General features: G+C 41.1%; 25 protein-coding genes and 1 riboswitch. Of the genes, 12 read left to right on the top strand and 13 right to left on the bottom strand.

All coding sequences use genetic code 11. The features are described from left to right. Positions 1-237 precede the first annotated feature (237 nt). Entirely contained in the window at positions 238-873 is a 636-nt protein-coding gene (locus tag MMO38_RS00745; RefSeq protein ID WP_241322099.1) for a peroxiredoxin, read from the top strand. A gap of 289 nt (positions 874-1,162) precedes the next feature. Further along, a complete protein-coding gene (locus MMO38_RS00740; protein WP_241322098.1) occupies positions 1,163-1,747 on the top strand; it encodes a dual specificity protein phosphatase family protein in 585 nt (194 codons plus the stop codon). Positions 1,748-1,789: 42 nt separating this feature from the next. Here the strand turns inward: MMO38_RS00740 and MMO38_RS00735 are convergent, their stop codons facing one another. The 5 genes from MMO38_RS00735 to trpA form a co-directional block, all read right to left on the bottom strand. Next, positions 1,790-2,725, bottom strand: a complete 936-nt coding sequence (locus MMO38_RS00735; RefSeq protein WP_241322096.1) for a hypothetical protein — start codon at positions 2,723-2,725, stop codon at positions 1,790-1,792. Between the two features lie 82 nt (positions 2,726-2,807). Then, positions 2,808-3,887 (bottom strand): SPOR domain-containing protein, encoded by a 1,080-nt coding sequence (locus tag MMO38_RS00730; protein WP_241322094.1) that lies wholly within the window; start codon positions 3,885-3,887, stop codon positions 2,808-2,810. Further along, the gene (gene folC, locus MMO38_RS00725; RefSeq protein WP_241322093.1) at positions 3,878-5,164 is read right to left on the bottom strand and encodes a bifunctional tetrahydrofolate synthase/dihydrofolate synthase; all 1,287 of its coding nucleotides are present in this window, start codon (positions 5,162-5,164) and stop codon (positions 3,878-3,880) included. The genes MMO38_RS00730 and folC overlap by 10 nt, the downstream gene beginning before the upstream one ends. Further along, complete coding sequence (gene accD, locus MMO38_RS00720; RefSeq protein WP_005195349.1) at positions 5,161-6,063, bottom strand: acetyl-CoA carboxylase, carboxyltransferase subunit beta; 903 nt, start codon at positions 6,061-6,063, stop codon at positions 5,161-5,163. Before accD ends, folC begins: the two co-directional genes overlap by 4 nt. Further along, positions 6,060-6,863 (bottom strand): tryptophan synthase subunit alpha, encoded by an 804-nt coding sequence (trpA, locus tag MMO38_RS00715; RefSeq protein ID WP_005195347.1) that lies wholly within the window; start codon positions 6,861-6,863, stop codon positions 6,060-6,062. Before trpA ends, accD begins: the two co-directional genes overlap by 4 nt. Before the next feature lie 273 nt (positions 6,864-7,136). Here trpA and MMO38_RS00710 point away from each other — a divergent pair, with 273 nt between their 5' ends. Further along, positions 7,137-8,468 (top strand): Na+/H+ antiporter NhaC family protein, encoded by a 1,332-nt coding sequence (locus MMO38_RS00710; RefSeq protein WP_241322092.1) that lies wholly within the window; start codon positions 7,137-7,139, stop codon positions 8,466-8,468. A 331-nt stretch (positions 8,469-8,799) separates the two neighbouring features. Here MMO38_RS00710 and MMO38_RS00705 read toward each other — a convergent pair whose 3' ends face one another. Further along, positions 8,800-9,822: an AraC family transcriptional regulator gene (locus MMO38_RS00705; RefSeq protein WP_241322091.1), complete on the bottom strand. Its 1,023-nt coding sequence runs from the start codon at positions 9,820-9,822 to the stop codon at positions 8,800-8,802. Between the two features lie 114 nt (positions 9,823-9,936). On the opposite strand from MMO38_RS00705, the gene MMO38_RS00700 reads away from it, so the two are divergent. Beyond that, positions 9,937-10,812, top strand: a complete 876-nt coding sequence (locus MMO38_RS00700) for a metal-dependent hydrolase (protein WP_241322085.1) — start codon at positions 9,937-9,939, stop codon at positions 10,810-10,812. Positions 10,813-10,872: 60 nt separating this feature from the next. On the opposite strand, the gene MMO38_RS00695 is transcribed toward MMO38_RS00700, so the two are convergent. Continuing rightward, complete coding sequence (locus MMO38_RS00695) at positions 10,873-11,868, bottom strand: DUF2804 domain-containing protein (protein ID WP_241322084.1); 996 nt, start codon at positions 11,866-11,868, stop codon at positions 10,873-10,875. 208 nt (positions 11,869-12,076) lie between these two features. Between MMO38_RS00695 and MMO38_RS00690 the strand changes: the two genes are divergently transcribed. Further along, complete coding sequence (locus MMO38_RS00690; protein ID WP_241322082.1) at positions 12,077-13,852, top strand: bifunctional metallophosphatase/5'-nucleotidase; 1,776 nt, start codon at positions 12,077-12,079, stop codon at positions 13,850-13,852. Between the two features lie 64 nt (positions 13,853-13,916). Here MMO38_RS00690 and trpB read toward each other — a convergent pair whose 3' ends face one another. Then, on the bottom strand, positions 13,917-15,161 hold the full coding sequence (gene trpB / locus MMO38_RS00685; protein WP_241322080.1) for a tryptophan synthase subunit beta: 1,245 nt from the start codon (positions 15,159-15,161) through the stop codon (positions 13,917-13,919). Further along, positions 15,142-15,801 carry a phosphoribosylanthranilate isomerase gene (locus MMO38_RS00680; RefSeq protein WP_004669534.1) on the bottom strand — a complete coding sequence of 220 codons (660 nt, stop codon included), beginning with the start codon at positions 15,799-15,801 and terminating at the stop codon, positions 15,142-15,144. The genes trpB and MMO38_RS00680 overlap by 20 nt, the downstream gene beginning before the upstream one ends. 118 nt (positions 15,802-15,919) lie before the next feature. Next, positions 15,920-16,133, top strand: a riboswitch (cobalamin riboswitch). A gap of 36 nt (positions 16,134-16,169) precedes the next feature. On the opposite strand from MMO38_RS00680, the gene MMO38_RS00675 reads away from it, so the two are divergent. The 3 genes from MMO38_RS00675 (at position 16,170) to MMO38_RS00665 (ending at position 19,446) form a co-directional block, all read left to right on the top strand. Beyond that, positions 16,170-18,026 carry a TonB-dependent receptor gene (locus MMO38_RS00675; protein WP_241322079.1) on the top strand — a complete coding sequence of 619 codons (1,857 nt, stop codon included), beginning with the start codon at positions 16,170-16,172 and terminating at the stop codon, positions 18,024-18,026. A 91-nt stretch (positions 18,027-18,117) separates the two neighbouring features. After that, entirely contained in the window at positions 18,118-18,705 is a 588-nt protein-coding gene (locus MMO38_RS00670; RefSeq protein ID WP_241322078.1) for a cob(I)yrinic acid a,c-diamide adenosyltransferase, read from the top strand. 21 nt (positions 18,706-18,726) lie between these two features. Then, on the top strand, positions 18,727-19,446 hold the full coding sequence (locus tag MMO38_RS00665) for a glycerophosphodiester phosphodiesterase (protein ID WP_241322077.1): 720 nt from the start codon (positions 18,727-18,729) through the stop codon (positions 19,444-19,446). Positions 19,447-19,476: 30 nt separating this feature from the next. Here the strand turns inward: MMO38_RS00665 and MMO38_RS00660 are convergent, their stop codons facing one another. Beyond that, positions 19,477-20,004 carry an META domain-containing protein gene (locus MMO38_RS00660; RefSeq protein ID WP_241322075.1) on the bottom strand — a complete coding sequence of 176 codons (528 nt, stop codon included), beginning with the start codon at positions 20,002-20,004 and terminating at the stop codon, positions 19,477-19,479. Positions 20,005-20,215: 211 nt separating this feature from the next. Here MMO38_RS00660 and MMO38_RS00655 point away from each other — a divergent pair, with 211 nt between their 5' ends. The 3 genes from MMO38_RS00655 to MMO38_RS00645 all read left to right on the top strand — a co-directional run bounded on the left by MMO38_RS00655 (position 20,216) and on the right by MMO38_RS00645 (position 23,614). Further along, complete coding sequence (locus MMO38_RS00655) at positions 20,216-21,385, top strand: acyl-CoA desaturase (RefSeq protein ID WP_004669543.1); 1,170 nt, start codon at positions 20,216-20,218, stop codon at positions 21,383-21,385. Between the two features lie 174 nt (positions 21,386-21,559). Next, positions 21,560-23,002: a protein adenylyltransferase SelO family protein gene (locus tag MMO38_RS00650; protein ID WP_241322073.1), complete on the top strand. Its 1,443-nt coding sequence runs from the start codon at positions 21,560-21,562 to the stop codon at positions 23,000-23,002. Between the two features lie 15 nt (positions 23,003-23,017). Next, positions 23,018-23,614, top strand: coding sequence for a L,D-transpeptidase family protein (locus tag MMO38_RS00645; protein WP_241322071.1), 597 nt, complete (start codon positions 23,018-23,020; stop codon positions 23,612-23,614). A gap of 126 nt (positions 23,615-23,740) precedes the next feature. Here the strand turns inward: MMO38_RS00645 and MMO38_RS00640 are convergent, their stop codons facing one another. After that, complete coding sequence (locus MMO38_RS00640) at positions 23,741-24,427, bottom strand: response regulator (RefSeq protein ID WP_121928727.1); 687 nt, start codon at positions 24,425-24,427, stop codon at positions 23,741-23,743. A 45-nt stretch (positions 24,428-24,472) separates the two neighbouring features. Continuing rightward, positions 24,473-26,143 carry a sensor histidine kinase efflux regulator BaeS gene (gene baeS, locus MMO38_RS00635; protein WP_241322070.1) on the bottom strand — a complete coding sequence of 557 codons (1,671 nt, stop codon included), beginning with the start codon at positions 26,141-26,143 and terminating at the stop codon, positions 24,473-24,475. A gap of 130 nt (positions 26,144-26,273) precedes the next feature. Between baeS and MMO38_RS00630 the strand changes: the two genes are divergently transcribed. After that, entirely contained in the window at positions 26,274-26,672 is a 399-nt protein-coding gene (locus MMO38_RS00630) for a heavy-metal resistance (RefSeq protein ID WP_241322068.1), read from the top strand. A 147-nt stretch (positions 26,673-26,819) separates the two neighbouring features. On the opposite strand, the gene MMO38_RS16630 is transcribed toward MMO38_RS00630, so the two are convergent. Further along, positions 26,820-26,945 carry a hypothetical protein gene (locus MMO38_RS16630; protein WP_277602748.1) on the bottom strand — a complete coding sequence of 42 codons (126 nt, stop codon included), beginning with the start codon at positions 26,943-26,945 and terminating at the stop codon, positions 26,820-26,822. Positions 26,946-26,983: the final 38 nt, after the last annotated feature.

The following is a 26,983-nucleotide window of genomic DNA, read 5'->3' as shown; positions in this document are numbered from 1 at the left end:
AACAGGTAAAAAAATCTGCCCTACGATTCTGACATCACACAACCAAAGAGCGTTAATGTAGCAAATTTGCATTTAAGTTACACCGATTTAAATGTGAATTCCTGATCAATTTTTTAACCCCTCTACTTATTCGATATCTAAAAACATCATAAATATATGAAAAAACAATCATTTTATTTATAAAGTCGATACTGCATATTAAAGACAGCCCACATAAAGTATGTATTGAGGATTGATATGACACTACGTTTAGGCGACATCGCCCCGAATTTCCAGCAACAATCAAGTGAAGGTACGCTTGATTTTTATGATTTTTTAGCTGATGGCTGGGGGATATTATTTTCACACCCAGCAGATTTTACGCCCGTTTGCACCACTGAACTTGGCTTTACCGCCAAGCTTAAAGATGAGTTTATAAAACGTGGAGTCAAAGCGATTGCGCTTTCTGTAGATGATGTTGAATCTCATCAAAGCTGGATTCAAGATATCAATGAAACCCAAAATACAACAGTGAACTTCCCGATTATTGCAGATAAAGACCGTAAGGTTTCTGAGTTGTATGGATTTATTCACCCCAATGCCAGTGAAACGCTAACAGTTCGCTCGTTGGTGATTATCGACCCGAATAAAAAAGTTCGCTTGATTATTACCTACCCTGCTTCGACTGGTCGAAATTTCAATGAGGTGTTACGTGTAGTCGATTCATTACAGTTGACGGATAAACATAAGGTTGCAACACCAGCAAATTGGCAACAAGGCGAAGATGTTGTCATTATTCCATCGCTTAAAGATGAAGAAGAAATTAAACAACGTTTTCCCCAAGGCTATACAGCGATAAAACCATATTTACGATTAACCCCCCAGCCTGAGTGAGGATTGAAGCCGATTAAAGGCTTCAAGCGAAGCGCAAGACAAACGAAGTGCGTAGTAATAAAAACAAGCAACGCTCGTTCCTGAGAAGCGACTAAAGCTTCGCAAGAAGTCGAACAGCTATGCTGTGAGTTAAGAGATAAGCGAATGCTTTAATCGAAGTGCAAGGTAATCATTGAATAAGTTTAGCAAACTGAAATTGTGAAAAAATTACAATATCACGCTCAAAAGTGATGAAATATTGCGTTAATTTGTGCGCAATGTACGATCAGATTCAATTGCTATCTTTACCATGAAAAAAACACTCATTTCCGTTATGCTCGTTTCAAGTTTAAGCTTAGGTGGATGTATGAAACACCCAAGTTTGAGTGACGATCAACGTCCCCAAAACTGGGGAACGCTTATTTCCAATACTCATAATTTTTATCAAATTAGCCCAGATGTATTTCGTAGCGATCAACCAGATACTGATTTAATCGCCAGTTTGAAACAGCATCAGATTGGGACTGTGATTAACCTCAGAGCGAAGAATAAAGATGCCCATGTTCTCAATGATCAAGCCTTTGATCTTGTACACATTCCAATTTATACATGGGCGATCAATCGTAATGACCTCTTGCAGGCCATGCGCGCCATTCAAACAGCAAAACAACACAATCAAAAAGTCTTGGTACATTGCTATCATGGCTCTGATCGTACAGGCGCTACGATCGCAATGTATCGTATTATCTTCGAAAACTGGTCAATTGATGATGCAAAACAAGAAATGAAGCAAGGTGGCTACGGCTATCATGTCATTTGGAAGAATATTGATCAGTTGCTTAGCCCTGAAAATGTAAAATGGATTCAACAGCAACTGAAGAATCCATTAACTTAGCACTTTGGTTTGGGATGAAATTCTATTTAAAGCAACCCCCATTTAACTTTGCGGTTTTGCAAAAGCAGAGCTGCTCAGCACCACCGTCAAAACTTCAGAATCGCCGCCATCACTATCCGTTACCAATAAAAATGCCTCACCATCGTCTCTCGACTCTAGCCAAGTAATACCTTCGACTTTAATTGGAAGGGCTTGCCCCTTGTCATTCTGAATCAAATGAGTATCTAAAGTTTTACCGTCAGGCGAGAACACCAACATAAAACTACCCAACACCACACCGTCATCATAGGTATTTAATGTTTGTTCAACTGAAGCAGTGGCAACGATCAAACTTTTATCCACTAAAAAACATGCATCAGAAATGCCACTTGCTGAACCTTTAATCTCAGGTAATGTGAGGTTAAGCGAATTTATAAATGCATTTTCTAACGAAATTCCCTCTTGAATTTTTGCTAAATCAAACACTAAAACACCATGGCAGCGATTAATATTACCACGTTGAAAAATATAGAGATGACGATCGTCTGAACATACTGCTTCTATATTAAGACCTGCTCCACCGGTTAACTCAAAACTATGTTCCAAAAAATGGTAATCAACTGCATCCAACAAAGTTCTAATTTGATTATTGGATGGATTATAGAGTAAAGCTTGTTTCCGATTGTCCGTAGAACCCGACCCCATAATCAGTAGCTGTGGTTGTCCGTTAAAGATTATGCAAGTTAATGCTTCAAAATCAGGCTTTTTTTCTTTGCTCAATGCGGTAAGTGGTATTCGCTCAGACGGTTCAAATAACGGAATTTTTTCAAAAACCGTCGCACTGGTCATGTTTTTTTTACGATTCGTTTTGAGTAAGTAACAAACATCATCACCAACAAAATAGAGGTCGTCCCCCACGCAAGCGACACCAGACAATGCACTAACAACAGAATCTGGTGCAAAAACAACCTGCTCTATTATCCTAACACCTGTATTCATCATTCCCCCTATTCAATGCAATAGTCGCAGTGAGACAAAGCCTGTGAAGCTTTCCTGATTTGATCTAGGGGGTTATCACCATTTAACGTTGTTCGAGTGGCACCCAGTCAATCACCCAAGCTGATTTCATATTTAAACTTTCATCTGCCGCAATTTTCTTACGCGCGGCATCCGCAGTTTCTCTGTCTTTGGATGGACCAACCATGATGCGAATCCCTTTAGAGGTTGGGCTGGTTGTAACTTTATAGCCTTTCGCTCTTAACTTGGATACCACGGCATCTGCATTGGCTTGGTTTGCAGCCAAAGCCACTTGTACCATCCAGTTCTTGTCGCCATTTTCCAAAAGTTCGCGTGCCTTTTCAGCATCTGCTTTCTTCTTCGCATCTTCTTCGGCTTTGCGTTTTTCATCAGCAGCTTTCTTGTCTGCTTCGGCTTTACGCTTATCTTCGGTAGCTTTCTTATCTGCTTCCGCTTTACGTTTATCTTCGGCAGCTTTCTTGTCTGCTTCCGCTTTACGCTTATCTTCGGCAGCTTTCTTGTCTGCTTCCGCTTCACGCTTATCTTCAGCAGCTTTCTTGTCTGCTTCGGCTTTACGTTTATCTTCAGCTACTTTTTTGTCCGCTTCCGCTTTACGTTTATCATCAGCGGCTTTCTTGTCTGCGTCCGCTTTACGCTTCTCTTCTAACTTACGCTTTTCTTCAGCAAGTCGTTGTGCTTTGACTTTGTCATCTTCAATCAACTCTGGTGGAATATTATCCGAGCTTTCTTGTGCAGCATTTCGACGGGCATTAATTGCAGCATATTCCTCCGCTGCCTTACGTGCGGCAGCAGCTTCTGCTTCTTGTTGCATCTTTAAAAAATCAGCCGCAAGCGCTTCTTGTTCAGCAACGGCTTTTTCACGCGCTTGGCGCTGCTCTTCAAGCAAACGTTTTTCAGTTTCAATGTCAACAGCCATGGGTTGTAACGATACCATTTCACTGTCTTGCGGAGGCTGTGCAAGTTTTGGTTTAGACTCAGTTTGAGCACTTGGGTGTTCAATCTGAGTTTGTGTCTTGTCTTGTTCTATTTCTTCATTACCTTTGAGAAGTAATGCTGCCAATAAAACACCACCTCCAAGTAAAACAACGCCGCCCATCCAGCGTTGTTTGTTATTCATTGACATTGTTCTAAATACTCCCAGACCGCTTCTAAGGTATGAAACGAACCACAGACTAAAATCAGCTGATTGTTATTACATTTGTTCAGCGCAGTTTCAAAAGCTTGTTGGATACTGCCAAACTCATGCACCTGTTGACCGTGCAATGCATCATGTAACTGTTGCACAGGCGCGGCTCTAGGCACATCTAAATTAGCAATAAACCAATTTTTTACTGTTGTTTTTAGTAAATCAGTGACCGATGCAATGTCTTTATCTGCCAACATTGAAAATACCGCAACAACTTCTGTGTACTGTTTATTGTATTTTAGGAATTTTCGCAACTGCTTCAATAAAAATTCAACACCATGCGGATTGTGACCTGCATCAAAAACAACCGTTTTACCTTGAATTTGACGTATTTCAAAACGACCTTGCAAACACGCTTGCTGAATTCCTTGTGCGATTGCTGTTTGGGATATTTCTATGCCACTCAAGAGCACAGCAGCAACAGCCGTAGAAATATTATCAAGCGCTAACTGCCCGACTGGGAGCTGTAATGTCGTTCCTGATGATGCAAATGACCATGTTTGACCATCATCATTGAGCTGATAAAAATAATCTCGATTTAAAACAGACAAGTGAGCCTTAGTCTCGGTCACTTTATCTTGCACTGCTTGAGGCAGTTGTTGTTGTCCTGCAAAAATGACGGGAATATTCGGGCGAATAATGCCTGCTTTCTCAAACGCAATTTTTTCGATGCTATCACCAAGCCAATCAGTATGGTCTAAACCGATATTGGTAATGAGTGCAATGTCAGGATCGATGACATTGACCACATCTAGACGACCGCCAAGACCGACTTCAAGCACCCAAACATCACAGTGTTGTTGTTTAAAAATAACAAAAGCAGCCAAAGTGGTTGCTTCAAAGAAAGAAAGTGATAAACCGCATTCACGGCGGGCTTGATCGACCAAAACAAAAGCATCAATCAAAGTTTGATCATTGACTTCCACGCCAGCCAACTTCACACGCTCGTTGAAACGATAAATATGCGGTGACTGATAGAGACCAACTTTATAGCCTTGTGCATTTAAAATAGCGGCTAACGTGGTTGTGGTTGAACCTTTACCATTGGTACCCGCGACTGTAAATACTTTCGCATCTGGCTGCATCACACCTAACTTTTCAGCGACTGGAATGACACGTTCTAGGCCTAAATCAATGCCTGTAACATGAACATGGCTCCAATAATCGAGCCATGTTGTTAGGGTGTCTTTTGAATGTGGGTCGTGCGGTTTCAAGGTAAATTCATCAGCTTTGCAACAAGTCGATATACAGTATCACGTAACGCATGACGGTGAACAATCTGATCGATCACACCATGATCGAGTAAATATTCTGCGCGTTGGAATGGTTCTTCCAGTTTTTCACGTACCGTTTGTTCAATCACACGTTTGCCCGCAAAACCAATCATGGCTTTCGGTTCAGCAATATGTACATCACCCAGCATCGCCAATGATGCAGTTACGCCGCCATAAACTGGATGCGTCAATACCACCACATAAGGTACACGTGCTTCTTTCATTTTTTGAATCACAGCCGAGGTACGTGCCATTTGCATGAGGGACAACATCCCTTCTTGCATACGTGCACCGCCCGAAGCAGCAAAACAAATCATAGGTTGATGCAGTTCAATCGCGCGTTCAGCCGCTTGTACAAAGCGATCACCCACAACTGTACCCATTGAACCGCCCATGAAATCAAATTCAAAAGCACAAGCAATCAAATCTAAACCTTTCAGAGAACCTTGCATGACCACGAGTGCTTCTGTCTCACCCGTTTTATCTTGTGCTTCACGCATACGATCTGGATAAGGTTTAGTATCTACAAACTTCAATGGATCTTTGGCGCTAAACTCTTGACCTAACTCAGTATTGACTTGATCAAAAAACCAATTCAAACGATCACGCGCACGCATGCGTAAATGCTCGTCGCATTGTGGGCAAACATAAGCATTGAATGACATCGCAGTACGAGTAACCAGTGCATGACACTCAGGACATTCAATCGTCGGTTCAGTAAAGGTCGCTTTGAATATCTGTTGTTGATCCGCGACCTGAATCCCAGGAACTTCACGCTCCGTCCAAGGGGTTGCAGGGTGAAGTACTTTCCCTGTTATGATTTCTACGTCTTGACTCATACTAACTCATCGAGCGCAGCTCGAAGCTCCTTCACTTTATTCACCGTCTGTTGCACAGCCTCATCGACTGGCAATGTTGCAAAAGATTTAACGAAAGCACTACCTACAATTACGGCGTCAGCAACTTGTCCCATGGCTTTTGCAGATGCAGCATCACTAATCCCAAAACCCACACCGACTGGCACATTGGTTTTAGATTTAATTTTTGCAATCCGCGCTGCTGCTTCTGAGGTATCTAATGTTGCTGCACCTGTCACACCTTTGAGGGACACATAGTAAACAAAGCCACTGGCTTGATTGACCACATGTTGAATACGCTGATCTGTCGAAGTTGGTGCAAGCAAGAAGATTTGATCCATCTCATTTTGTTTTAAGATGTCTCCCAACTGCTGTGATTCTTCGGGTGGTAAATCCACGAGAAGAACACCATCAACGCCACAATCTTTCGCATAAGCTGCAAACTTTTCATAACCAATCACTTCAACAGGGTTTAAATAACCCATTAAAACAACCGGTGTCGTTTGGTCTTGTTGACGAAATTCTTTCACCATATTCAAAGCATCTAAGGTATTTGTTCCACCTGCTAAAGCACGTTCAGCGGCTAAGGCAATGACTGGACCATCTGCCATTGGGTCAGAAAACGGTAAACCCAATTCAATGACATCAACGCCCGCTTCAACCATTTGGTGAAGTAAGGGAACGGTTACCTGTGGATGCGGATCACCTGCCATCACATAAGAAACAAGCGCTTTACGTTGCTGAGATTTAAGCTGTTCAAAACGAGTGGCAAGACGTGACATAGGATTATGCTTTCCTTGATTTATGTTGAGGAGTTGTTTGTAGTCGTACAAAAAACACTGCATTGTAACGCTATTTTTTGTACATTGAACAGCGTTTGACGTGATTGCACGTGCTGATTATGACCACCAACAACAGCCCTAATACATTTATCTATATTTTGGACTTTTTCTCAATGATCAAAGCTTCCTAATTTTAGACCAATCGCACTACATTTTAGAAATCCGCCAAGCTCCTTTATACTATGCGCAATTTTTGAATGTTCTTTTGATTTTATGTCTGCCCACTCTCAGGAAAAAGTACAAAGTAATGCACTTGCTTTGCTACCACTATTGGTATTTTTGGTCATCTTTCTCGGGAGTGGTATTTATCATTCAATGATTGGGACAGAATTTGCCTTTTATCAAATCAAAGCTCCTATTGCTGCTATTCCAGCCGTGATTCTTGCTTTACTCATTTATAAACAAAAACTCAATACTGCAATTGAAGATTTCCTACAGGGCGCAAGTCATCCCAATCTGATTCTAATGTTTATGGTGTTTATGTTGGCGGGGGCATTTGCCAGCGTTTCCAATACCATTGGCAGTGTCGATGCCACGGTCCAACTTGGACTTTCACTGATTTCAGCAGCGTATGTTTTGCCGATGCTGTTTATCATCTCCGCGTTTATTGCCACAGCAATGGGCACATCGATGGGTACAATTGCAGCCTGTGCCCCGATTGCGTTTGGCTTTTCTCAAGCGACCGATATTGCCCCGATTTATGCGATTGGTGCGGTGGTGGGTGGCGCAATGTTTGGCGATAATTTATCAATGATTTCAGACACAACCATTGCCGCAACACGCAGCCAAAATGTTGAATTAAGAGATAAGTTCCGTGTCAATATTTGGATCGCTTTGCCCGCTGCATTGATCAGCTTGATCGTTTATATTTCATTGAGCCAGCATGCCGAGGAGATTCAATCCAAGCCGTATGATTTATGGCTAATTCTGCCTTATCTAGCCGTTTTCTTGCTCGCATTTAGTCGCTTACATGTACTTGCTGTTTTAATGATTGGTGTGATTTTATCAGGTGTTATAGGACTCATTGAAAAGCCAGAATTCAACCTGCTGCAATTGAATAATTCAATTTATAACGGTTTTGTGGGCATGTTTGAGGTGGCATTACTTTCCATGCTCCTCGGCGGACTGTCGGCTTTGATGCAAAAAGAAGGCGGTTTACAGTGGTTAATCCAACGGATCTACGCCATTACTCGCTTATTTAAATTTGGAAGACAACGTGCAGGTGAATTAGGCATTAGTTTCCTTGTGGTTTTCTCAAATCTATTCGTTGCCAACAATACTGTGGCGATTATTTTATCGGGAGATATGGCACGTGAAGTCGCCAAAGAATATGGCGTTGATCCAAAGCGTAGTGCCGCTTTACTTGATATTTTTTCTTGTGTGACTCAAGGGATTATTCCTTATGGTGCACAGTTGCTTCTCGCGTGTTCGATTGCCAAACTTTCGCCCTTAGAATTGATTGGACATATCTACTATTGCTGGATTTTGGCCATCTTTGCGATACTTGCGATCGTCTTTAATTACCCACGCTTAAAAACACGTTAAAATCCTGAGCGAAATACGAGACTCGGAAATGTCGTTCACAACCTGAGCAAGCCAAAGCGACTAAAGCCTTGGTGAAGCACAAGAACAAGGAAGTGAACCTTGCGGAGCTTCAATCGCTCCTCATATGAATGACAATGGTTTTGCCTACTTTTGCCAAATGAGAAACAACGTTTCGCAAGGTAGGTCGAACCTGAACAAAGTTGAAATATATTTCAACTGAAGTGCAAGACGTAGTGGTTTATCCAACAATTAGGAGAAAATACAACATGACTCCATTGAGAAATCCTTATTTAAATAAAAGTTATGCCTAATGAAAAGATTCATTTTAAATCTAAAGAGACTTTAAAAATTGCTTTGGTGTAAAACCTGTCCAACGCTTAAATGCCCGTCCAAATGCACTTTGATCCGCATAATTTAAACGTTCGGCAATTTCAGAAAATGTTTTTCCTTGCTGCAAATAAAGTTTACTTTGCTCCAACCGATATTGATCTAAGATATCTTGAAAATTCAGTTGATACCCTTTGAGCTGACGCTGCAAAGTCCGTTCGGAACAATGCAACCGCTTGGCGACATAGCGTTGCAAAACCTCTTCTTGCTGCAATAAACCTTGCTCAATATAACTTTGTATTTTCTGTTTAAATTGTTGTTGCTGAATTTCAACGGAACTGGTGCTATTCAGGGATTGCTGTGCTTGACTCGATAAAACCTGATTGAGCTGTTGATCTGCGGCAATACTCTTGGCTTTTAAAATCTGATGAGGAAAGCGAATAGCGTATTGTCCAGCATGAACTTGTATTGAACATCCATAAAACTTTTCAAAATGGAATAATGCAGTATGCGGCGCATAACCAAATTGAATCATTTGTGGTGGAATGAGCGTATCTTGTGCAATTGATTCGGCAATTTTAAAAATCAGCGCCAAGTTCAACTCATACATCTCACGATAATCAGGATACGAGGCACTCCATACAATTTGGATATAATCTGAAAATTGTTGTACATCGAGTTGTTCTAAATTGGTCTGTTTAAAAATCAGAGAATAATAACGCTGTAATAACTGCAAAGCTTGCTGTAGGTCTAAGCTGGTTGAAGCCAAATACCCCATTAAACCGAGATCTTGTAAATTGGCATGTTCAGCTAAAACAAGCGTAATTGGTCGGGTAAAATAAGGTTGAGCAGCGCGTAATAGTACGACATAACGCTCGACATCAAACTCTTGTTCATCTGGGTTTTCTAAACACGCAGCAAAAGCTTGCCAAAGTTCAGGTACAACAACTTTAGACAAATCAATGTGTTCTTGTTGTAAAACACGATTCAACAATCGTAAGTATCCAATAATTATTTTAACTGACATGCGCCAATCTCATCCTAATCTGTCGCTATTTGTATAAAACTTGGCTGTAACTGTCAAAACATTTCATCGAACTTTCCCCATACTGAGTACATTAAAAGAAAAGGAAGAACACCGATGAATGCACATGTATCCTATCAGGTTGATCCAATCGTAAGAACGAACTTAGACTTCCACTTAAATGAAGCACCTCGTTTTTGGTTTGGGGGCGATCCGTTCCGTACTCGTATGTTTGACGCTTTGAGCCTCACATTCCCTGATGGTGAGCGCTATTTCATTGAATGTGTTCGTTTATTTCGTGACAAAATCAATGATCCTGAGTTGCAAGAACGTGTGACGGACTTCATTCGTCAAGAAGCTCAACATGGGATTGCGCATGACAAAATGAACCAAGTCATGAAAGAACAAGGTATGCCTGTTGATCAATTCACCCATCGTTTAAAGAAAATATTTAAATTTGAATTGAAAAATCGTTCTCCACAATACAACATTGCCATGACTGCGGCAGCAGAACATTTAACTGCACTGATGGCCGATACCTTCTATAGTCAAAAAGAAACTTTGGCAGAAGCAGATCCTTTCGTTCGTGCCCTGTTTGCTTGGCATGCCATTGAAGAAATGGAACATCGTGATGTGGCTTTTGATGTGATGCGAGAAGTCGGCGAAGTACCTGAGTTTACCCGTAAATCAGCATTGGTGATTACAACCGTATTAATGTTTGGATTTACCCTTTATCGTACCGACGTGATGCTTAAAACTGATGGTTTCAGTTTAAGACAACGTTTTGATATGGCACGTAAAGGCTTACCTTGGTTTTTTGGTCGTAACGGTATTTTGACCGCAAAAAGAGCGCAATATAGCGACTGGTTTAAAAAAGACTTCCATCCGAATCAGCATCCTGTGATTCGTCAATACGATGTTTGGATTGATACTTTAGCTAAAACCAATGACCCAATCGCAGCGGGTGAGGCTTTTTGGCAAGCAGGGCTATAATATTTAAAGAGAAGAATCCCCCTCCTTTTTAAAAGGAGGTTTGGGAGGATTTCTCAACCATCACCACTTCGCATAATGCTGTTCCAATAAACCATACTGATCCTTCAACACCAATAATTCACCATTTTCTTGCTCAATCGTGCCACTCACTTTGGCTTGCCATTGATTGAACTGGCTTCCGATCAAACGCAAATTGATATTTTCAAAACGACACCACCCTGTTTGCACCAACAAGTTTAATCGGGCATCCAAAGAACGAATTGTCCAATTTTTTTCATCTTGTTGTTCAAATAAAACATCCGTAAGTGGATATAAACGCCCATCAACCCACAAGGCATTTTCATTGCCAAAGCTTTCATTTACACCAGAAGCAAGGTTAAGTCCAATACGACGATCTTGTTCATCACGGAACTGACAAGACAACCAAAACCATGCTGTCTCTGGGCGTAAAAAACCGCAGGTATCATCTAATGATGCAAGACTTTGCGCGTTGAATTGTATCTGTTGCTGATCAGGAGTGATAAAAAAACCTTCAACCGCTAAGGTGGTTTGCTTTTGTGTATACGTCCAACCATTGATCCCAGTCGGGCTACATAAACTCAGTGCATCAGTCCCCGCACAAAAGATACGCGCTTTAAGCTGGACCTCACCATGTCTAGTAATTTGGATATAACGCACGCCATTGGCATGTTTCATGTTGAAACAATAGCCTGATTTTTTAAAATAGCTTTGACTAAATAACGGTTGTTCATCCAGTTTGGTTTGATAACCAAAAGGTTGAATCGCATTACATTCAATTACTTTTTCAGATTGATGATCATAGATATAAAAGAAAGCATGTCCCGCCCAAGATAAATCAACAATGGCAACGCCGATACTGTAGTGCTCATGCTGTATACCGCAAAACTTGAATTTCTTATATTTTAATTGTTTACGCCAGCCTTTGAGTGGATGACCATAAGGCGTTTTATAAATATAGTCATCTAGGTTAATTCGGGAGGGTAGCTGATCAAAACGTCCATAACGTGGCTGACCATTGGCTTGTATCAAATCCATGATTTTTGGTTCCGTGATCGATTGAGAGCGTCCTGCCTATCATAGCCGCTAATTCATAACATTTACCCAAACCAGACCACAATTTTTTGAGTACAGTTCAACTTCACTCTAAGGTCTTTGCACTGAGATTAAAGTTCAATATTTCATCAAATATTCATACATAAGTTTTATCTTTAAAAACAATCTTATACCACTTGATCAAAAAATTATGAAGACGCGTACTCTTTTTAAAGTAAATGCATTGTGTGTAATGCTGTTGGCACTAACCGCCTGTAATGATAGTGATGATAATCAACCACCCAAAACTGAACGAAAAAATCAAAGTATCAATATTCTTGCCTTTAATGACTTTCATGGCAATTTAGAACCACCTAAACGCTTCATTGAAGCAGATGATCCCCATGATCATAGTAAAACGGTACAAATACCTGTCGGTGGTGTCAGTTATTTTGCTGATGCAATCAAAAAATTACGGGCACAATATCCCAACAATGCGGTGGTGTCTGCCGGTGACTTAATTAGTGCTTCCCCATTAATCTCATCCCTATTTTTAGATGAACCGACCATTGAAGCAATGAACGATATTCAAATCGATTTTAATGCGGTGGGAAATCATGAATTTGATCGTGGAACCGATGAACTTCGCCGTTTACAAAATGGCGGCTGTCAGCAGTATACCAGTACCAAACCCTGTCAAATCAACCCGAACTTCTCTGGGGCAAAGTTTAACTTTCTCGCTGCCAATGTTTCGATGAAAGCTGACCCAACCAAGACACTTTTCCCTGCTTATAAAGTTAAAACCTATGGCGGTATTCCTGTTGCCTTTGTAGGGCTGACTTTAGAGGCAACTCCGAGCATCGTTTCTGCTGCTGGGATTACTGATGTCAACTTTCATGATGAAGCAGATACCGTCAACGCATTGATCCCTGAGTTAAAGAAACAAGGGATCGAAGCGATTGTGGTGGTGGTGCATGAAGGCGTTGCGCCAAGTACCAAATTCAATAAGAAAACCTGTGATGGGTTGAGTGGTCCATTAATCGATGTATTGGAACGCTTAGATCCTGCGGTTGATGTTGTGGTATCTGGTCATACGCATCAATCTTATATCTGTGACTATGCAACCCAAAATCCACAAAAACCGTTCTTACTCACATCTGCGGGGCAATACGGTACAGCCATTACCAATATCCAACTCGAACTGGATGGAAAAACAGGTGATGTCATCAAAAAGGATGCGACACAAGTACCAGTACAAAGTGAAAGCTATACCTCAGGCACAACGACAGTCAACTTAACCGATCTGTACCAAAAGTTTAGTAAAACGCCAAGTATTGAAGCGATATTAGATAAATATCGTCCAGCCGTTGCGACAATTTCCGCACGCGTGGTGGGTTCTGCAAGCACTGTTATTGATCGTAATCGTACTGAAAGTGGCGAAACCGCGCTGGGTAATTTGATCGCGGATGCTCAACAAGCGGCAGCACTTGCAGCCAGCAATCAAGGTTCCGATTTTAGCTTAATGAATGCAGGTGGTGTACGCGCAGACTTACTGATCAATAGCAGTAATCAAATTACCTTTGGCGATGTGTTTAGCGTACAGCCGTTTGGCAATTCATTGGTCACGTTGAGTCTCACTGGCAAACAAATTCGTGAACTGTTAGAACAACAATGGTCTGGCGCCAATGCAACAACACCTCGCATCTTACAGCCGTCAAAAGAATTCAGCTATTCTTATAAAAAAGATACGACTGCCACACCTCGAGCAAACAATATCTTTGTCTCTGGGCAAGCGCTAGTCGATACTCAAATCTATCGTGTCACGGTTAATAACTTCATTGCCGATGGTGGTGATAACTTCACCGTTTTAAAACAAGGGAAGAACCCAATTGGTGGCGGACAAGATATTGATGTTTTTGAGAAATACGTGACTCAAAACTCACCACTCAGTGCACCTGCAACAGATCGTATCAAGCTGATTCCATAATCGATTTTAAACAATAAAAAACAGGGAAGCATTTGCTTCCCTGTTTTTCTTATTCCGCTGAGATTTACATCTCAACCATTTCCACACCATCAATACGTGCAACGGTCATCAAGTCCTTATCACCGCGACCTGAAACAGTGGCAATAATGATTTGATCTTTAGACATCGTTGGCGCAAGTTTGGTGACATAGGCCATAGCATGAGCGCTTTCAAGCGCAGGAATAATCCCTTCGATCTTGGTTAAATCACGGAAACCTTGTAACGCTTCTTCATCATTGATCGGCACATATTCAACACGGTGCATATCTTTTAAGAAACTATGTTCTGGTCCTACACCTGGATAATCAAGACCTGCCGAAATACTATGGGTTTCAATGATTTGACCCTGTTCATCCGACATCAAATAAGTACGATTACCATGCAATACACCGACATGACCTGCATTCAATGGTGCCGAATGCTTACCTGTTTCAATGCCATAACCTGCAGCTTCAACACCGTACATTTTCACATCTTGATCATTCAAGAACGGATAGAACAAGCCCATTGCATTTGAACCGCCACCAACACAAGCCACCAAAGCATCAGGTAAACGCCCTGCTTGCTCTTGGATTTGACGGCGCGCTTCACGACCAATAATCGACTGGAAATCACGAACTAGCTGCGGATATGGATGTGGACCAGCCACGGTACCAATCACGTAATAAGTGCTATCCACATTGGTGACCCAGTCACGCATCGCTTCGTTCATAGCATCTTTCAATGTTTTTGAACCACTTTGCACAGGCACAACCTTGGCACCGAGTAAACGCATGCGGTATACATTCATCGCTTGGCGTTTAACGTCTTCCGCACCCATGAATACCACACACTCTAGGCCTAAACGCGCTGCAATCGTTGCCGTCGCAACGCCATGCTGCCCCGCACCAGTTTCGGCAATGATACGTTTTTTACCTGATAGTTTTGCCAATAAAGCCTGACCAATGGTGTTATTGACCTTATGTGAACCTGTGTGATTCAAGTCTTCACGTTTCAAGTAAATCTGCGCACCGCCGAGTTGCTGCGACCATCGCTCTGCATGATAAAGTGGGCTAGGACGACCAACATAGAACGCAAGATCACGGTCAAATTCTGCCAAAAACTGTGCATCATTTTTCATACGACCATAAAGATTTTCTAAATCTTCAAGCGCAGCCATCAGCGTCTCGGACACAAAACGTCCACCATGAATACCAAAATGCCCTCGAGCATCTGGAAACTGGGTATAGTCAATTGCCTGATTTTTTTGACTAAGATTTTGCTGATCCACGTTGGACTCCTTGCATAAATTTTTCAATGAGTTGTTGGTCTTTTATACCTTTTGCGGACTCTACGCCTCCGCTGACATCCACAGCAAAAGCAGCTGTAGTATCAATAGCTTCACTCACATTTTCAGGGGTTAGTCCGCCTGCCAAAATTAGTGGAATATCAAGTTGTGGAAATAGATTCCAATCAAAGCTGTGCCCTGTTCCACCCTTTAGCTCAGGATGCCATGCATCTAATAAGACTGCACTAGCACCCGCAGCTTGATAACGTTGAATTTCGGTCACAACATCGATATCTGGTTTTACCTGAATCGCTTTATACCAACGACGCTTGCAGTGTTGAGCAATCTGTTGGCATTGTTCGGGTGTTTCATCACCATGTAGTTGTAATACATCCAAAGGAACTGAATCAAGCACCGTTTGTATTTCTGCGGGACTTGCATTGACAAATAAGCCTACCAATTGCACGTATGGCGGAACGAGCACTGCTAATAATTGAGCTTGTTCAATGCTGACATGACGTGGACTCGGTGGGAAAAATACCAAACCGATCGCATCTGCACCAGCTTGCACAACAGCATGAATATCTTGTGTTCGGGTAATTCCACAAATCTTGGCGCGAGTTCGCAGTTGGATTTGGCGCATGTCATGTCCAATTTTAAATGAATACTTTTAAACCATCGTATTGTAATGCAATTTGACCTTCATAGGGCAAAGTTCATTCCGAAATGCGATTGTTTAAAAAACGTTAACACTTTATACTTTGATAAATTTTGCAACAAGTCTAAAGCAATTTTTTTTGCTTATAGGGAAGTTGGTGTAAGTCCAACACTGCCCTCGCAACGGTAACACCGTATTATTAATCTCAGCTCTACGCCAAATCACTGCATCTGTATGATGTGGGAAGATGATTAATAGCATCATCATTGTGATGATATAGTGAAGTCCGGAGACCTGCTTGTTGTTATCTTCTACGCAAACGTTCACGAAGGGTGAATGTATGGAGCAACATCATGTCTACTACTTTTCAACCGACTCGTTTAGTTGGTGCTATCGCTATTGCGATGGGGTTTTCCTCTCCTGCCTTTGCTCAAAATCAATCTAGTGAAAAAACAGCCTCACTTGATACCATCGTTGTAACAGCATCTCGTACTGAACAGAAAATCAGTGAAGTACCTGCTCGAATTAACATTATCGAACCAAAAATCCTTGAGCAATCTCCAATTGCATCTTTACCACAATTATTACAAACAGATGCTTCGATCAATATGGTTCAAAGCGGTGGTTATGGGCAAACTGCTTCCATTTTTTTAAGAGGTACAAACTCAAATCACACCTTACTTTTGAGAGACGGTGTTCGTCTTAATTCAAACACATCTGGTGCAGCATCCTTACCCTTTATCGATACAACAGATATTAAGCAGATCGAAGTCTTAAAAGGTCCTGCCTCTGTTTTATATGGCACTGATGCAATTGGTGGTGTGGTACAACTGATTTCAAAAACACCTGAAAAAACTTCCGCTTTTATCACAGGCGAAATTGGTGAAAATAAGACCTATAAATCTGTAATTGGTGCAGACCTAGCTGAAAATGGTTTCTATGCTCAAATTCGGGGGCAACGTCTAGAGACTGATGGTACATCTGTAACAAACGTAAAAAACAACAAGAAAGCCAGTTTTGACCAAAAAGGCTATAGTGCAAAAATTGGTGTCGAAAAAGAGCTATTTTCTGCTTCTGTCGATTATAGTGAAAACGAAGGGTATAGTGACTATGACAACTATGGCAACCTAGTTTCTCAAGACTTTAAGAATGAAGTTATCAATGTCAAAGGTCGTGCGAATGTTCTTGATAATCTAGCTATTCATGCTCGTTTATCACAGTATAAAGATGATTTGAACCAAAATAACTCACCAGATTATGTTTACAGTACAACTCAAGAAGCTGAACTTTATACGAAATGGCAAATAACTCCAACTCAAAATATTTTAGTGGGTTCAACATATAAAGACATCAAAGGTGATGTTTACTCTAAAAACCTTTGGGGTGGTCAAGATGTTAAATATAAAGAGTCTGTAGATACAATTGGCTATTTTGCACAACACCAATATCAACATAATGGTATAGAAACACAAGTTGGTGTCCGTGTTGAAGATAATGATAAGTTTGGTACACATACTGTTGGTCAAGGTGCTATTCGCTATCAATTACTGCCGCTTACTAGCATTTACGCCAATATAGGTTCAGCATTTCGCGCACCGACAACTAATGATTTGTATGCGATTTCATGGGGTGCAAATCCAGACCTCAAGCCTGAAGAAAGTTTTTCCTATGAGATCGGCATCGATCAAAAGTTAAACTACAATATTGATCTTGGTTTATCTGTCTACCGCAACCAAGTTGATAACTTGATTAGTTCTAAAGCTGGAAAACTTGAAAATGTTAAGAAAGCAACTTTTACAGGTGGTGAAGTATCGTTCAAGTGGCAACAAGACGAACTATTTTTAAGTACAACTTATGCTTATGTACAAGCAAAAGATGATGAAACTAAAAAAGACTTAACACGTCGTCCACGCCAAAGCTTAAGCCTAACAACTGGATGGGATGATGGAGAATACGGTGTTTCAACTTCTATCGTTGCTAAATCGAATTCGAAGGATTTTGCAGACTGGCCATCAACTACACCAACAACTACACCAGGTTATGTAACAACGAATGTAAATGTGTATTGGCAACCTATTCCAATGGTCAAACTCTTTGCAAATATTGAAAACATTGGTGATGTAAATTATAAAACAGCTTATAACGGTAACGGGGTGTATTACATCAACGGCGGTCGTCAAGCTTCTGCGGGTGTCACATTCCGTTATTAATCTTGCGATAACATCATAAATATATTTTCTTAACCCCAGTTTCGAGGTAATGTCTTGACCGCATTGCCTCTTTTTTATTTTAGGAAATCCGATGGGACATCGTTTAAGTAAAATCTATACACGTACAGGTGATTCAGGCACAACTGGTTTAGGTGACGGTTCACGTGTTGCCAAAGATGATTTACGTATCACTGCTTTGGGTGATGTCGATGAGCTCAATGCAACGATTGGTGTACTTCGAGCACAAATTAGCGCAAGTCAAATTAATGATAAGCATCAATGGGACCAAAGCCTGAGCTTGATTCAACATTGGCTCTTTGATTTAGGCGGTGAAGTTTGCATTCCGAATTACCACCTACTTCAACCCATTTGCATCGAATTTCTAGAAAAAGAAATTGATCGCATGAATGAATCTTTACCGATGTTGAAAGAGTTCATTTTACCGTCAGGTACTTTAGCGTGTAGCTATGCACACCAAGCGCGTGCGGTATGTCGTCGTGCAGAACGCGCATTGATGTCAGTACATGCGCGTGACCAAAATATTCAAGCAACTGCATTACAATTACTCAATCGTCTATCAGATTGGTTATTTGTCGCTTCTCGTGCGTTACAACGTGCTGAAGGTGGCAGTGAAGTGTTGTGGCAGAAAAATATTAATGACAGTATTGATCAAGAATAACCTTTTAAAGGCAGCACATAAATGCGAATCATCGGTCATCGTGGAGCACGTGGTGAAGCACCAGAAAATACCTTAGGTGGGTTTCATTATCTGCATGGTCTTGGCGTTCGTGCTGTTGAATTTGATGTTCGACAACTTCAAGATGAGCAACTGGTTGTAATTCACGATGACAACTTTATTCGTACCACAGGTCTGTCGCAGCATGTCGAAAGCTGCAGCTTAGCTCAGGCTCAACAATTCGACCATCGCCATCTATGGCAAACTTGGGCTGAACCTGAATATACGCCGAGTTTAGAACAAGTCATGGCATGCTTAACCGACTTTGAGCATATCGAAGTTGAAATCAAAGCGGTGCCTGATGAAGCTGTTGCGGAAAAACTGATTATCCAGCTATACCATGATCTTAAAGGCTTTGAGCAAACAGCAACTATTACCAGTTTTGATGTCAAAATTTTAGCGGCATTACAACAGTATCAGAGTCATTTTAAACGTGGCTTATTGGTCGAGATACCAATTGCTGAACATGCAATCGAATTGGCTCAGCAATATGGATGCCATCAGATTGGTTGGAAAGATCAGCTTGCAACGGATGAAATCATTAAAATCACTCACCAAGCTGATCTAAGTATCAGTGTTTGGACCGTTAATGATATTGAACGAGCAAAACACTTACAGCAGTTAGGTATTCAAGGTTTAATTACTGATATTCCAACCACCATGTTGCAACATTTATCCTTATAAAAATGGTGGAATAAATTCCACCATTTTCCTTTATTTTCTCTTTTGTGCCTGAATCAAACGCTGCCCTTTCGCATCCAGCAAATATAAGTTCGTGCCATCGAATTGAAAGCGCTCAACACGTTGGATCGCATCCAACAGATCAGCCTCTTGTGCCAATGCTTTATTACAACTCAAATGTCCCGCCCTTACATCAAAATCAAGTTTGCGTTGAGCAAAATCAAAGGTATAGCGACCATAGATATTGTTACAGCCTGTATGCCCAGAAACACTTTTAGCAATTGAGTTCAGCGAAAAACTCGGATACTGGTTAAAGAACAATGCACGCTTGTTCTGGATCATGGTAATTTGCCAATCAACATCTTGAATTCCATCAAGACTTTTACGAACCTGCAAACTCGGAAGTTGGTTAGCGTGTTTGGGTTGTAAGGTGTTTTTTTGCACTTTAGTCGGTTGGCTTTGACAAGCGGCAAGCATCAAAACAGCAGAAAGTATTAAAGTTTTGTGAACATATGCCTTCAAAGCGTAAATGGGATTTTTCACGATAATTTGCTCAGACATTGATTTGTTTCACCTTTTAATAGATAAGCCGATGTGGTAAACGAATTCTGTTACGGTTCTTTCGATACAACTGTAGAATAATACTAGTGCTTATTGATTTGAGCATGTTAATATCAGGACTAAAATAGCAATATATCGTCATGATTGGTCTTGCTATCTCGTTTAGTTTTATTATCTTGTGTGAACAAGGTTATTAGGAGCGCTGACGGATATGAATTCCGCCCCACTCAAAAAAGCACCCATTAACTGGACTGCTAGCATTACCTTAATTGGAACTCCAATTCTTGCTGCTATTTTAATCCCTTTATATGCTTATTATTATGATTTTAGTGTAAGTGCTTGGGTCAGTTTGTTTTTCCTTTTGGCTTTAAGTAGCTTAGGAATTACAGCAGGTTACCACCGTCTTTGGGCACATCGTGCTTATGATGCGGCATTACCACTCAAAATCTTACTGATGATTGGCGGTACTTTTGCAGTTCAGAACAGTATTTTGTTTTGGGCTTCAGGTCACCGTACTCATCATCGTCATGTCGATGACATTGATCAAGACCCGTATTCAATTAAACGCGGCTTTTGGTATGCTCATTTAGGCTGGATGATTCGTGATCACTCACCATCTGAACCTGACTATAAAAACTCACCTGATTTATTGAATGATAAATTGGTGATGTTCCAACATAAATACTATGTCCCACTGGTGATTGCTGTCCATGTTGGTGTCTTAGGTGGTATTGGTTGGGCTGTCGGCGATATTTGGGGCGTGGTTTTACTTGGTGGTTTACTGCGTCTCATCATTAGCCATCATGTTACCTTCTTTATCAACTCACTTTGCCACATGTGGGGCAAACGTCCTTATACCGATGAAAATACTGCACGTGACAATTTTGTCTTGGCTATTTTCACTTGGGGTGAGGGCTATCATAACTATCACCACATTTTCCAATACGATTATCGTAACGGCGTGAAATGGTGGCAGTATGACCCAACAAAATGGTTGATTTGGACCAGTTCTAAACTCGGTTTAGCCAAAAATTTACGTCGTATTCCAAGCTTTAATATCAAAAAAGCTGAGCTTGCAATGCGCTTTAAATATGCTGAGCAGGATTTGGCGATTTATGGGCATGACGTCAATACTGACATCGTACAAATGAAACAACGTATTGCTCAAGAATATGAAGCATTTACCCATACCTTAAATGATTGGGCAAAATTGAAAGAACAAGAGCTTCAAGCGAAAAAAGCAGCGATGGCTGAAAGAATCCATCAAATCGATCACAAGCTGAAAGTCGATTTCCAATTGCTTGAACATCGTTTAAGCCACCATCGTGAATGTTTAGAAACCCTAATGCGCAACATCAAAAAAGCGCCTGTTTCTGAATAACTGACTAAATAATTTCTAAAATGGTCTCTTTATGGGGCCATTTTTTATGCCGATCAATTCTGCACAACAACTTTATTCGTTACACTACAGCAAGCCCCACTTGCGCCGCTACAATCGCGGCTCATATCAAAATTTGCTATAGTCTTTGCTCTGCCCTTTCAAGATTTCTATCTTATGCATTTTAACCCACGTTATGCGTCTCTCGATTCCAAGCTTTATCATCAGCAACAGCCCACCCCCTTACGTGGTGCGAAAGCAGGACATTTCAATGAAAGCTTAGCTGACGAATTGCAATGGAGTGAAGAAGATAAAGCCAACTGGGTTGAGATTTGTAGTGGGCAAAAAACTTTTTCCGAATTCACCCCATTGGCAATGGTCTATGCAGGTCATCAGTTTGGACAGTGGGCTGGGCAGCTTGGAGATGGTCGTGGTTTGTTGATTGGGCAAATTTTAAATCAGCAAGGTCAAACCATAGACCTACATCTCAAAGGTGCTGGTGCGACCCCCTACTCTCGTATGGGTGATGGTCGCGCGGTACTTCGTTCAGTCATTCGTGAGTACTTAGCTGGTCATGCACTCAATGCCTTGGGGATCGCATCAAGTCATGCAGTTGGTTTTACTACCTCGACCCAAGGGGTTCAACGTGAAACATTAGAACTGGGGGCAATGTTATTACGCACCTCAGAATGTCATATTCGTTTTGGGCATTTTGAGTGGATCAATCAATATGCACCTGAACTTTTGCCAGAATTCACACAAAAATGTATCGAATGGCATTATCCAGAATGTTTAAATGCTGAACAGCCAATTCTCGCTTTTGCTCAAGCGGTGATTGATCGAACTGCGCTGATGATTGCCCAATGGCAACTGGTCGGTTTTGCACACGGTGTCATGAATACCGACAATCTAAACATTACTGGTTCAACGCTAGATTTTGGGCCTTATGGCTTTCTGGAACGCTTCCGACCAAACTGGATCAACAATCATTCGGACTATCAAGGCAGATATACTTATCAAAACCAACCGAGTATTGGACATTGGAATCTTTGGAAATGGTTAAATACACTGATTCCATTGGCAAAGCCTGAAGAGAAAGAGCAATTCAAACATGATTTGGCGCAATGTTTAGAACAATATGAACCGACATTTTTACAATATTATAGTCAAGGTTTATGTCAAAAAATGGGACTCCCCAATTTTCATAAAGACAGTTTAGATTGTAGTTTTGCTTTCCTCGGACTTTTGCAAACAGAGCAACTGGATTACACCCAAAGCTTTATTCGTTTACAGCAACACGAGTACAAAGCTTTGAGAGATGATTGTATTCATGTGCAGCAGTTTGATGACTTCCTCACACGTTATCAAAACATTCGTCAGCATCAAGATACTGTTGAATTGGATCAGGCAATGCAACAAGTAAATCCACATTATGTTTTACGCAATCATATGGCGCAAAAAGCCATCGAACTGGCTGAACGCGGTGACTTTAGTGAGGTAGAACGTCTATTTCAACTGCTCAATCAACCTTATCAAAAGCAATCAGATTTAGAAACTGAACAAGATATCGCACCATTGCCAAGTGATGTGCCTGAAGTTGTGGTGAGCTGTTCATCTTAAAAAGAGGTTCAATTAATGAAAGTTTGGCTGGCACTGTGCATTTTTGTAATTCTAATCGTCATTGGCGTTGTGGTTTATCATTATAAACAATACCTCCCCAGTTCGATTTCGACACAGCATACACACGTGCCCAAAGCACTTTCGACCGAAGAGATTCAGCAACTTAAACAAAGCAAGCCAATTACCGAGATCGAAGTCTTTAAAGAAAAACGTCGTCTTCATCTTAAACACCATGATGAGATCGTACGTGATTATCCAATGCGTTTAGGCTTTGATCCAATTGGGCATAAACAATTTGAAGGTGATGGAAAAACGCCTGAAGGTGAATACCGAATTGATTGGCGCAATCCACAAAGTGCTTTTTATAAATCACTGCATATTTCTTACCCCAATCAAGCTGACCTTGCCTATGCACAGCAACATGGTCAATCTGCGGGTGGCGATATTATGATTCACGGCACAGTTCCCAAAGATCGAACATCCATCCCTTCTAGCGCAACTTATATGCCGCAAGGCGATTGGACTTTAGGTTGTATCGCTGTACGCAATATTGATATGGATGAAATCTGGCAATTGGTGGATAACAATACCAAAATCAAGATTCATCCATAATATTCTGAATACGCTAGACTAACTGAAGATACAAGCAGCACAAGATCAAGAAAACTATCCACATTTTCTGTGGATATGAGCCACGATTGTAGTGGCGCAAGGGTTGCCCACAGGATAAACTTTTATTTACTCATCAGGATATTCAAAACGATAGCCTACGCCATACACAGCTTGAATCCATTCATGACGATTTCCTGTTTCAGCAGCATCAGAGATCTTGCGGCGCAGATTCTTAATATGACTATCAATCACACGGTCTGCCACATCAAAACTATCCGGGTTGATGTGATCCAATAACTGCGCCCGTGAATACACCTGACCCAAGTGCTCTAAAAATAGCTCCAATAAACGGAACTCTGTCGGGGTTAAGGTCAACGCTTTTTGTTGATACCAAATCCGTTGCTGTGCTTTATCAATACGGAATAAATCATTTTGCTCAGGCTCGGCTTTACGTTCTAAGCGGCGTAAAACTGCTTGCACACGTGCGACCAACTCTTTCGGGCTAAAAGGCTTACAAATATAATCATCCGCACCCATATTTAAACCCAGTACCCGATCAATCTCTTCAGTGCGGGCTGTCACCATAATGATGGGTAAATCTGACTGTTCACGCACTTTACGGCAAATGGTCAAACCATCCATCCGTGGCACCATCAAATCTAAAATCATCAAGTTTGGTTTGCGTTGTTGAAAATGCGTATAAGCCTCCTGACCATCATGAAACATACTGACCTCAAAACCAGCCGCTTCTAAATAATCACGAACCAACTGCGCCAGTTCCACTTCATCTTCAACCAACATAATATGTTTCATGTCTTCATCCTATTCATTATCCTCAAGCAAAAGAGGATCTCAACGTTATTTCATTTTTTTGGGAAAAGTCAGCACACAACGCAATCCACCCAGTGGTGAATGATCAAAAGTCAACGAACCACCCAATGCCTGTGCCAATTTACATGAAAGTGCCAAGCCTAAACCTGTTCCACCTGTGCTGCGGGTACGTGAGTCATCGACGCGATAGAAACGCTCTCCTAGTCGTGCCAATTGTTCGTCATTGACCCCAAATGGACTATCGTCCACATACAATATCCATTGTTGCTCATCTTGTTGAGTGTGAATCTGTATTTTTCCACCCTGTTCTGTATAGCGAACACAATTGCCTAATAAATTCACGATAATCTGTTTAAACCTATCTCGATCTAAAGATAAAGTTGCATCCTCTCCTGCAAGCAATACTTCCAACTGATGTTGTTCAAAAGTTGACTTAAAATTATCAACTTCTTGTAAAACCACATCCCAAGGATTCACTTCAGCAAAATAACATTTCAATTGTTGCGCTTCGGCTTGCGCTAAATCGGCCAAATCCTGCGTCAACTTCTTTAAACTGGCGACTTGTCGCATCATTGCATCTAAATGCTCTGGTGTCGCTTTACGAATCCCATCTTGCATCGCCTCAATTTGCGCTTGTAATACAGCCAATGGGGTTTTTAGCTCATGTGAAGTATCAGCGACCCATTGACGGCGTGATTGTTCATGTTGATGCAGAATATCAGCCAAATGGTTCAACTGATTGGACAAATCACCCAATTCGTCATTTCGTCTAATCTTAACTTGGTACTGATAATTGCCTCGCGTCAGCTCCAATGTGGCATCAAGCAAACGACGAATCGGATTTCTAAAGTAAGCGGCCATCAGTAAAGCAGCCACCATACTGGATAACACGGTTAGTGCGTATACTAAAAGTAAATAGCGCTTTTGATTGCTAAAAAAGTTGATACTAGATGCATCATCTTGATCTAACACAGGCTTTAAGCCGAGATAGCCCACCACCTTTTGCTCAACCATAATCGGACGATACGAAATTTGATCTGTGGTTGGCTCACCCACAATGAATTGTTGTTTTTCATTATATAAAGATAATCGAGAACTTAGCTCCAAACGATCAGGAATGGATACAAAACGCTTTTTCCCTTGCGCATTCACATTGTTCGATTTACTTTCCTGTGCACCTTCTGAGCCTTCTTTCTTTAAGCGAAATTGACTCGGACTGAGCGGAAAGCGTAACCCCTCAAAGGGTTGGTATTCAGAAGGTAAATTCTGCTTTAAAACACTGAGTTCTTCTTCATTGAAAATCTGGCGATTTCTTATTTCAGTATTGTTTTGAGTTAAAGCTGGAGAAAGGTTTAATAAAGTATGCTCATTAAAATAGCGCTGTTGCAGTGCAATATCATATTGACGACGCAACCACCACTGAGATAAACGATCATAATCGTCAGGCGCAGCAGTACCTTCAATCTGTAAAATTTGTGCCTGAACCGCATTGCCCCAATCATGATAAATCGTATACACATTGGCTAAGTTGGCAATCAGTCGATCGAGCTTCTGCATTTCTACATCAGCAACATAACGTGCAAAGTTCTTTTGCATGGTCCAATGCAAAACACCCAAGCTGATCGTCGCGATCAGCAAAGTGGTCAGTAGCACAGTCAGAAATAAACGTAAGGCTATCGGAATACGACGAACATTCAAAAGCTAAGTCTCAATAGTGTTCTATTTATGGATTGTAACCAACATGGTCCAAAAAAACTCTCCATTGTTTCTTCATGTTTATTATCTAATCTTTAACCATCAAATCACAACCTATTTGCTGGATAAAACAATGAACAAAACAAAAGTTGCCTTTATGACCACACTACTCGGTTCCATGTTTGCTTTAACCGCATGCCAATCAACACCACCAAGCAAATATGCAAATGAAAGACACCATCATGGTAAATATCAAATGCAACGAGACGGTGACTATCGTGATCACAAACAACGCCCACAGCTTACACCAGAACAACGTAAAGAATGGCAAGCAAAACGTGATCAACGCCAACATCAACAAGGGAAAATCCGTCAAGAACGCCAACAACAGCGCGCATTAATTGAAAAAGCCTGTGTCGGCAAAAAAGCAGGGCAAACTGTTAACGTAAGATGGCAAGAACGTACCATTCAAGGCAAATGTGAAATGCACTTTAGCCCTGAAAAATCTCAATATAAACGTCAAAGTAATTAAACAACTTAATTTTGATTTCCTCAAAGGCGCACTAAGCGCCTTTTTGGTGTGCACCATTGATTCGCATGAATAAATGAAGGCCCAATACCTGATACACAGCTGCTTACGATTTTCACTAAGCAGTTGGAGTAAAAAACAATAAAACCGCTACAATCTAATGGTTTGAGCAGGTGACATCACAAACTTTGACTTAGCAGTCACTAAGAAATGACCTGCAAGAGCTTGTACCGAACTATAACTTGTTGCACGATTAGCGGTACAAAATGGTGCCATTGGGCACATTTATCATTGACTAAGATTATAACTCTGGT

It is taken from the genome of Acinetobacter sp. NIPH 1852 (genome assembly GCF_022549455.1).
Classification (GTDB): Bacteria; Pseudomonadota; Gammaproteobacteria; order Pseudomonadales; family Moraxellaceae; genus Acinetobacter.
The sequence above is the reverse complement of the archived record's forward strand: the minus strand, read 5'-3'. Positions and strand labels throughout refer to the sequence as shown.

Coding starts and splice junctions, on each gene's coding strand:
- MMO38_RS00745 (WP_241322099.1), top strand. CDS start 238: ATGACACTACGTTTAGGCGACATCGCCCCGAATTTCCAGCAACAATCA.
- MMO38_RS00740 (WP_241322098.1), top strand. CDS start 1,163: ATGAAAAAAACACTCATTTCCGTTATGCTCGTTTCAAGTTTAAGCTTA.
- MMO38_RS00735 (WP_241322096.1), bottom strand. CDS start 2,725: ATGAATACAGGTGTTAGGATAATAGAGCAGGTTGTTTTTGCACCAGAT.
- MMO38_RS00730 (WP_241322094.1), bottom strand. CDS start 3,887: ATGTCAATGAATAACAAACAACGCTGGATGGGCGGCGTTGTTTTACTT.
- accD (WP_005195349.1), bottom strand. CDS start 6,063: ATGAGTCAAGACGTAGAAATCATAACAGGGAAAGTACTTCACCCTGCA.
- trpA (WP_005195347.1), bottom strand. CDS start 6,863: ATGTCACGTCTTGCCACTCGTTTTGAACAGCTTAAATCTCAGCAACGT.
- MMO38_RS00710 (WP_241322092.1), top strand. CDS start 7,137: ATGTCTGCCCACTCTCAGGAAAAAGTACAAAGTAATGCACTTGCTTTG.
- MMO38_RS00705 (WP_241322091.1), bottom strand. CDS start 9,822: ATGTCAGTTAAAATAATTATTGGATACTTACGATTGTTGAATCGTGTT.
- MMO38_RS00700 (WP_241322085.1), top strand. CDS start 9,937: ATGAATGCACATGTATCCTATCAGGTTGATCCAATCGTAAGAACGAAC.
- MMO38_RS00695 (WP_241322084.1), bottom strand. CDS start 11,868: ATGGATTTGATACAAGCCAATGGTCAGCCACGTTATGGACGTTTTGAT.
- MMO38_RS00690 (WP_241322082.1), top strand. CDS start 12,077: ATGAAGACGCGTACTCTTTTTAAAGTAAATGCATTGTGTGTAATGCTG.
- MMO38_RS00680 (WP_004669534.1), bottom strand. CDS start 15,801: ATGCGCCAAATCCAACTGCGAACTCGCGCCAAGATTTGTGGAATTACC.
- MMO38_RS00675 (WP_241322079.1), top strand. CDS start 16,170: ATGTCTACTACTTTTCAACCGACTCGTTTAGTTGGTGCTATCGCTATT.
- MMO38_RS00670 (WP_241322078.1), top strand. CDS start 18,118: ATGGGACATCGTTTAAGTAAAATCTATACACGTACAGGTGATTCAGGC.
- MMO38_RS00665 (WP_241322077.1), top strand. CDS start 18,727: ATGCGAATCATCGGTCATCGTGGAGCACGTGGTGAAGCACCAGAAAAT.
- MMO38_RS00660 (WP_241322075.1), bottom strand. CDS start 20,004: ATGTCTGAGCAAATTATCGTGAAAAATCCCATTTACGCTTTGAAGGCA.
- MMO38_RS00655 (WP_004669543.1), top strand. CDS start 20,216: ATGAATTCCGCCCCACTCAAAAAAGCACCCATTAACTGGACTGCTAGC.
- MMO38_RS00650 (WP_241322073.1), top strand. CDS start 21,560: ATGCATTTTAACCCACGTTATGCGTCTCTCGATTCCAAGCTTTATCAT.
- MMO38_RS00645 (WP_241322071.1), top strand. CDS start 23,018: ATGAAAGTTTGGCTGGCACTGTGCATTTTTGTAATTCTAATCGTCATT.
- MMO38_RS00640 (WP_121928727.1), bottom strand. CDS start 24,427: ATGAAACATATTATGTTGGTTGAAGATGAAGTGGAACTGGCGCAGTTG.
- MMO38_RS00630 (WP_241322068.1), top strand. CDS start 26,274: ATGAACAAAACAAAAGTTGCCTTTATGACCACACTACTCGGTTCCATG.
- MMO38_RS16630 (WP_277602748.1), bottom strand. CDS start 26,945: ATGGCACCATTTTGTACCGCTAATCGTGCAACAAGTTATAGTTCGGTA.